Consider the following 5,864-nt stretch of genomic DNA (forward strand, 5'->3'; position numbering starts at 1 on the left):
CGACCCACACCGGCCGCCGGGCCGCATCGGCAGCATCGCGAGCCAACCGGCAGGCCAATTCGTTGAGTTCGGTGAACCGGTCGGCTATCCCGATCCTGGCCAGATCGTCACGGATGATTCCGTAGGTATTGGTGGTGATGATGTCGGCACCTGCCGCAATGTAGTCCGCATGGATCTGGCGCACCACATCGGGGGCGGCGACCAGCCCCTGAGCGGACCAGATCGTCTCGGAGAGGGCGACGCCCCGGAACTGCAACTCCCGCCCCATGCCGCCGTCAAGCAGGACGGGTCGCTCGGGCAGATCGAGCGATGCGGCCTTGTTGGTGGCCATGACGTGCCTCCTTTTAGGAATCCTTCGTCCGGTCAGGCCGGTTTGATTACCTCAAATTCCAGGCGCTGCATCTGGGTGTGGATTTGGCCCGCCGGGTCCGCTGGGTGGGCCTTGCAGTAGACCGCCGTCACCGCCTCGATAAAATGTTCGCGGGCATCCTCCGGCACCCTGGCCAGGTATGGTAGCCACGTGGTTCGAAACCAGCCCTTGAATGCCTTTTCGGTGTCGTGGATCATGTCCTTGGGGATAAGTTCCAGGCGTACGACAACAAACCCCATTGCCACCAGCCACGGTTCGTATTCTTCCGGGGCATAGAATCCGTAAGGAAAGGCGAAATCGTCAAAACAGCACTGCCACTCGTTCTGGGCCATGATCGTTTCAACGGCCGCTATCACCTGGGAGGCATTGCCCCTGCCGCCCATCTGGGCCACCGCGCGACCGGAGGGTTTCAAGGCGCGGTGGATCCCCTCGAGCACCGGCTGATGATCGCGAATCCAGTGCAGGGCGGCATTGGAGAAAACGAGGTCGAACTGCGCCTGAAAAGGCAGCCGGCAGGCATCGACGACGCGAAAAGAAAGATTGGGGCGGCACGCCGGTGGGAAGGTCTTGCCCGCCAGGGCAATCATCTCTGCAGAGCTGTCGATGCCGGTGACGCTGCCTTTGGGCAGGCAAGCGGCAATCTCGGCGGTGACCTTGCCATCGCCGCAGCCGATATCGAGCACGGTTTCATCGCCATTAAGGCCGAGACCGGCGATCAGGTCCCTGGCCCACGTTTGCTGGACGCTGGAGTGATTCGCGTAGTCCTGGGCATCCCACTGAAATGTCGCGTTCCCGTTCATCGCTTTGTCTCTCATCTATCCTCAGGGTCGGACGGCATAGTGCATAAACCCCACCGTAAACGGCAAATGGTCGAATCGCTTCGTGCCGGCATCCACGAACCCGAGCCCCTGGTACCAGCGTTTCAAGCGCTCGTGCTCGGCAATGATGCCAATGCTCACCGTCTTGACGCCCGTTTTCTCGGCAAGTGTGAGAATATGCCGGACCAGCGCGCTGCCAAGGCCATTGTGGCGGTATTCGGGCAAAACGGCAAGCCGATTCAGATAAGCGGTGGCGGCATCGGCCTGCTCGAAGGCCACGCACCCCGTGATCATACCGGATTCCCGGCAAACGAAATACGCCTGTCCCCGATCCATGTCGGACAGAATCCATTCCGTGGTGCAGAAAGACGGATGCCGGGGCGCGTTCTCCATGGTCAGGCCAAAGCGGTCGGCCACATCCCGGTTGGCAATGCTGACAACCCGGGCGATCGCGTCGGCATCCGGGCGACTCGCCGGTACGATGGCGATGGTATCCTGCATGGGCGGCTTCTCATCATTTGGATGTGTGGAGGCCCATCAATCATCTATGGACCCGGTTCCCTTGACCATACGCCATTATACGCGGAATCGAAAGAAAAGCGATATTTTTTGAATAGATTTTACCGGAGAAATCCTTGTCCCCGGGGAAGTAGGGTTCGGGCTCTGAAACAAATACCGCTTTCCACCTGAGGGGATCATCAATCATCTTCGAATATATGCCCTCTCCGACTCGGGCGGATGGAATCACCGTCTCCGATTTCATAGAGCGCCGCGTCATCGTAGGCATCGATCAAGTGCTTACAGGATGAGCAATACTTACGGGGAATACCCCGGCCGGTCCACAGCATATATGTGGAATGGAGCTTGCCGCACCGCGGGCAAAAGCATTGCACGATTCTTTTTATATACCTAATCTGAGCCACAATCGTCGGTAGCCACCGTGTAATGACGAATGCGCGGGAAGACAGGACCCGCAAGGAATCGTCAATGGGATCGGAAGGCGCTGAATAGGACTGTATTGACGCAATCCACGCCGCCGTCTTTTTCACACATGCCGATTGAACGGTTTTCAGGTACCGGTCAATCTCGGATTTCGTAGATCGGATGCATGGATGCGCCGCGAGGGTGATGATCCGTTCGGTACATCATCCCCTTCTTCTCCAATCGATAATCAGGCGCATCACTGACGCCCAGGGGATGGTGGGTGGTCCGGAAAATCAACCCGCCCGTCTGGAGGACATAATCCGGATTCTCCGACCAACCGCGTTCATGCGCCACGGTCCGGAAAAGTCTTCCGTCGTCGATCAGGTAAACCGGCATTTCGGATTTGCCCTCGGGATGGGACTGAGCCCGATAAACTTTGACTGGACACTGCATTGCCATGATCCACCTCCTGGGTTATGGGTTTATTGAAAAGCAGTTCATCCTTAAAGTTCCAAGATGCCAAATGGGGGTATGCAATAGTGCCAGGAGAGATCAAGAGCCGCGCGAATCTGAGAAAAATCCAGAGAAACAGATACAGGATGGGGGGCGAATCCGACAATGGTAGGGCGGCCATCTGATTCTCCAACCGAAGTGAATCTGGATTCGGGGGAGAACACAAATCCCCGAACCATCAGTGTTCATACCGATTCGGGGATGCCCTGGTCAATCCACGGATCTTGTTGCCTCTCCCTTATCCACGAGGAAGGCATTCACCATCAGGCAGGTCTTCTGACTTCCGGATCGTCCTACTGGCTGCGTCTTCCCCACCCGAAGGCAAGTGACCCTGGTGCAGTTTTCGTCCCCGGTTACAGCGGCGGGCCCGTATCCGATTTTCACGGATTTCCCTATTCATTCAATGCAGCGAACAGCTCTGGTACTGCATGTGAAACCTGATGATTCAGTAATTATAGAATCTATCTCAAAAGTCAAGCGCAAACCGAATCAAACAAAGGCATTGCCACAGGCAGGAGGCTTTACTTCCGAAAATTCCATTGACATACGCACCCGTTCTGTTAATAGTGGCCCCAAGGTGCCGCAAGGCTTAATAGGGAATCCCGTGAAAATCGGGGACGGTCCCGCCGCTGTGTTCGGGGACGAAATTCGCAACTGCCACTGCTTCATCGCTTGAAACGGGAAGGCGCGGAGAGTAGGACGATCCGAAAGTCAGAAGACCTGCCTTAAAAAATCGGCCATACCCACGGCGATCTGGGTGAATGGCAACCGTAAAGGGTCAAGTAAGCTGGGTGCAGCCCTTCATGCGAGCAGAGGCATGAAGGGCTTTTTTATATACCGGTTAATGCCGCGCCCTGATCCAGAGCCGAGGGAGAATTTCGGGCAGGAAATTCTCCCTCGGCGTCTGCCTTTCCCACCCCTTGCGTGTGTTCTTTCCCCAGGCAGGTTGACGCCCTGCCCTTTTCCGTTTCGCTGTGTATCGGTTGACAATTTTGAAGATCAGATCGACACACCCCACAGAATTGTATCTACAATTATCGTCTTTCAAAACGCCGGATATATTTTACCGAATACCCTGACGCCATTCCATAAAATTCATAATACACAGTTATTATTCGTATAATTGTATATATTCGACGCGTCTCAGAGGGACATCGCAGACCCCATCCCAACGGATCCGGTGATCCTGGTATGGTGCTTGCTCAATCTGGCTCCAAATCACACCCTTAATGGACTTGTACCGAAAGGCAAGCGGGCCTTCCGGAAATGAAAGGAGAATCCATGACCGTCGCCAATGCGTTGACATTCATCAAACGGGGACTCTCGGAAAAAACGCTGCGGTCGCGAATGAATGCCGCCGATAGCGTCCAAGCAATCGAGGATATCCTCACCGAAGAGAAAATTCATTTCACGGCAGATGAATTTGACGAAGCCTTTTATCAACGGCTGAGACAGTGCCAGGAAGTGGATGAAGCCGATCAGATGAAAGAATTCAAGCTGTGGTGGAATCTGTTGATCCAAACCATGGCACCGGCCGCATGCACCGGCGGGTGCAGCGGCTGTTCCGGATAAACGTAAGTGAAAGGAAAAAATTCATGCAGAAAGCAACACTGGAAAAGATCTTCGAGTACGCCTCCATGCCCCTTCACGGGACCCTTTCCCGCAAACTGCGCAAGGACATCAGCTGTCAGGTCAATGAGGAAAAGGTCTATTCAGGAGCCACGCTCTTCCTGGGCGAAGAGTTCGTGCGCATCACCGAAACGGCTGATGGGATAACCACCAACACCTACTACGACTGGAGCGGCATCACGTCGGTACGAACCATCGCCAAAATTTCTTAGATTTGATCGAGATGCGCCCCGGCGATCTGCCATGGGCGCATTTCTATACGGATTCGTAACAAGCCCGAGATCAAGGCTTGCGAATCCTTAAGGAATGAGGCGTACTTTTGCGTACGCCGCAGTGACGAAGGATTCGCGTAACGCGGATATCGGGCTTGTTACGAATCCGATCTTTCCTCCGCTGCCACCATCACCGGACGGTCGATGAGTGTGGACAGGGGGATGACGGCCAACCCCTTTGCCCGGATTCCGGTCAAGACCTTCTCGATCTCCTCCAACCAGCGATCGAATAGCGCCGTATTGTGGGGGCGGGTATCATGCAGCAGGATGATGTCGCCGGCACGTAGGCGATTTAGAATTCTCGAGGCAATCCCTTCAACCCGCCGATTCCCCCGGTCGCCGGCCCGCCGGCTGAAATTGACGGTTAGCATGCCCAGCTCCCGCATCACAGGGGCGAGCCGGGGGCTGGTCACGCCGACGGGGGGCCGGAAGGCGATGGGCGCGATGCCGAAACGCGACAGCACGTCCTGGGCGGCCAGGATTTCACGTTTCAGGACGGCACAGCGTTTGATCATGATGAAATTGTCGTGGCCATAGGTGTGGTTGCCGATGGTGTGGCCCTGGGAGAGGATCTGTCGGATGACCTCAGGATGGCGCGTCGCTCTATGACCGGTGACGAAAAACGTGGCGACGACCCCATGCCGGGCCAGAAGGTCAAGCAACCTTGGCGTTGAAACAGGGTCCGGGCCGTCATCAAAGGTAAGCGCAACGGCCTTTTGCCCTGCCCGGCCGCGGCTGATCACCGGCAGAAAAAACCGACCCCGGGAACAAATGGCGCGACGGCGCAAAACAACAGGAAAATTCCCAGGGGCAGCACCGCCCAACGAACATCCACGACAGCCATCGCCAGGGCCGCGCCCAAGGCGCCAACACCGATGCGCTCGGCCGTTGAAAAGGGACGTTTTGCTTTGCCGCAGCGAGCCATCGGAATCCCCACCCTCCCTGAATTCACCCATTTACGCGTCGGATGACGGCCTGGCGATCATCCAGACCGATTCCGGATTGTTACCGGAAAGACAGGTGGTTTGCATTTGAAAACCCGACGCGGTGATCAATGCACTGAGCCTGTCGACGGTCCGGTGATAGGCCCGGATACCGGCCAGCCGCATCCGAAGGGCGTCCAGCTTCCAAAGCCGGGAGGTTTTACCCGGCGGAATCACAACGGCCCGAATGACAAGCGAGGCCTTTGGGTCGAGCGCCGCATACAGCCGGGTCAAGGTGAGCCGCAGGGCGTTGTCATCCAGAAAGTGGAGCATGTCCAAAAGCAGCGCGGCATCGGCTTTTTGCGGTGCCGACGGGATTTGCGGCGCGGCCGCACAGGCGAGCACGCCGCGCTCG

General features: G+C 56.6%; 8 protein-coding genes, 1 pseudogene and 2 riboswitches. Of the genes and pseudogenes, 2 read left to right on the forward strand and 7 right to left on the reverse strand.

Annotated features, from left to right (window positions below; genetic code table 11):
• The 4 genes from JCM12296_RS31935 to JCM12296_RS31950 form a co-directional block, all read right to left on the reverse strand.
• Positions 1-331, reverse strand: a 331-nt coding sequence (locus tag JCM12296_RS31935) for a homocysteine S-methyltransferase family protein (protein ID WP_172684216.1), incomplete at its 3' end; no start/stop codon positions are given.
• Between the two features lie 32 nt (positions 332-363).
• The gene (locus JCM12296_RS31940) at positions 364-1,185 is read right to left on the reverse strand and encodes a class I SAM-dependent methyltransferase (protein ID WP_213181697.1); all 822 of its coding nucleotides are present in this window, start codon (positions 1,183-1,185) and stop codon (positions 364-366) included.
• A 6-nt stretch (positions 1,186-1,191) separates the two neighbouring features.
• Entirely contained in the window at positions 1,192-1,689 is a 498-nt protein-coding gene (locus JCM12296_RS31945) for a GNAT family N-acetyltransferase (protein WP_213181696.1), read from the reverse strand.
• Between the two features lie 579 nt (positions 1,690-2,268).
• On the reverse strand, positions 2,269-2,571 hold the full coding sequence (locus JCM12296_RS31950) for a hypothetical protein (protein ID WP_054701610.1): 303 nt from the start codon (positions 2,569-2,571) through the stop codon (positions 2,269-2,271).
• Between the two features lie 303 nt (positions 2,572-2,874).
• Positions 2,875-3,081, reverse strand: a riboswitch (cobalamin riboswitch).
• Between the two features lie 102 nt (positions 3,082-3,183).
• Positions 3,184-3,367: riboswitch (cobalamin riboswitch) on the forward strand.
• 539 nt (positions 3,368-3,906) lie between these two features.
• Between JCM12296_RS31950 and JCM12296_RS31955 the strand changes: the two genes are divergently transcribed.
• Together JCM12296_RS31955 and JCM12296_RS31960 are read left to right on the forward strand one after the other, a co-directional pair.
• Complete coding sequence (locus tag JCM12296_RS31955; protein WP_054701614.1) at positions 3,907-4,197, forward strand: Nif11-like leader peptide family natural product precursor; 291 nt, start codon at positions 3,907-3,909, stop codon at positions 4,195-4,197.
• Positions 4,198-4,220: 23 nt separating this feature from the next.
• Complete coding sequence (locus JCM12296_RS31960; RefSeq protein ID WP_054701617.1) at positions 4,221-4,466, forward strand: hypothetical protein; 246 nt, start codon at positions 4,221-4,223, stop codon at positions 4,464-4,466.
• 158 nt (positions 4,467-4,624) lie between these two features.
• Here the strand turns inward: JCM12296_RS31960 and JCM12296_RS31965 are convergent, their stop codons facing one another.
• The 3 genes and pseudogenes from JCM12296_RS31965 to JCM12296_RS31970 all read right to left on the reverse strand — a co-directional run.
• Positions 4,625-5,269, reverse strand: a complete 645-nt coding sequence (locus JCM12296_RS31965; protein WP_172684217.1) for a polysaccharide deacetylase family protein — start codon at positions 5,267-5,269, stop codon at positions 4,625-4,627.
• Positions 5,266-5,451 (reverse strand): hypothetical protein, encoded by a 186-nt coding sequence (locus tag JCM12296_RS40595; RefSeq protein ID WP_172684218.1) that lies wholly within the window; start codon positions 5,449-5,451, stop codon positions 5,266-5,268. The genes JCM12296_RS31965 and JCM12296_RS40595 overlap by 4 nt, the downstream gene beginning before the upstream one ends.
• A 31-nt stretch (positions 5,452-5,482) precedes the next feature.
• Positions 5,483-5,864, reverse strand: a pseudogene (locus JCM12296_RS31970) (MMPL family transporter); the annotation flags it as partial.

It is taken from the genome of Desulfosarcina cetonica JCM 12296, assembly GCF_001311845.1.
Lineage (GTDB): Bacteria > Desulfobacterota > Desulfobacteria > Desulfobacterales > Desulfosarcinaceae > Desulfosarcina > Desulfosarcina cetonica.

What these genes read in the sequence shown, in the direction of transcription:
- JCM12296_RS31940 (WP_213181697.1), bottom strand. Translation starts at nt 1,185, where the DNA reads ATGAGAGACAAAGCGATGAACGGGAACGCGACATTTCAGTGGGATGCC.
- JCM12296_RS31945 (WP_213181696.1), bottom strand. Translation starts at nt 1,689, where the DNA reads ATGCAGGATACCATCGCCATCGTACCGGCGAGTCGCCCGGATGCCGAC.
- JCM12296_RS31950 (WP_054701610.1), bottom strand. Translation starts at nt 2,571, where the DNA reads ATGGCAATGCAGTGTCCAGTCAAAGTTTATCGGGCTCAGTCCCATCCC.
- JCM12296_RS31955 (WP_054701614.1), top strand. Translation starts at nt 3,907, where the DNA reads ATGACCGTCGCCAATGCGTTGACATTCATCAAACGGGGACTCTCGGAA.
- JCM12296_RS31960 (WP_054701617.1), top strand. Translation starts at nt 4,221, where the DNA reads ATGCAGAAAGCAACACTGGAAAAGATCTTCGAGTACGCCTCCATGCCC.
- JCM12296_RS40595 (WP_172684218.1), bottom strand. Translation starts at nt 5,451, where the DNA reads ATGGCTCGCTGCGGCAAAGCAAAACGTCCCTTTTCAACGGCCGAGCGC.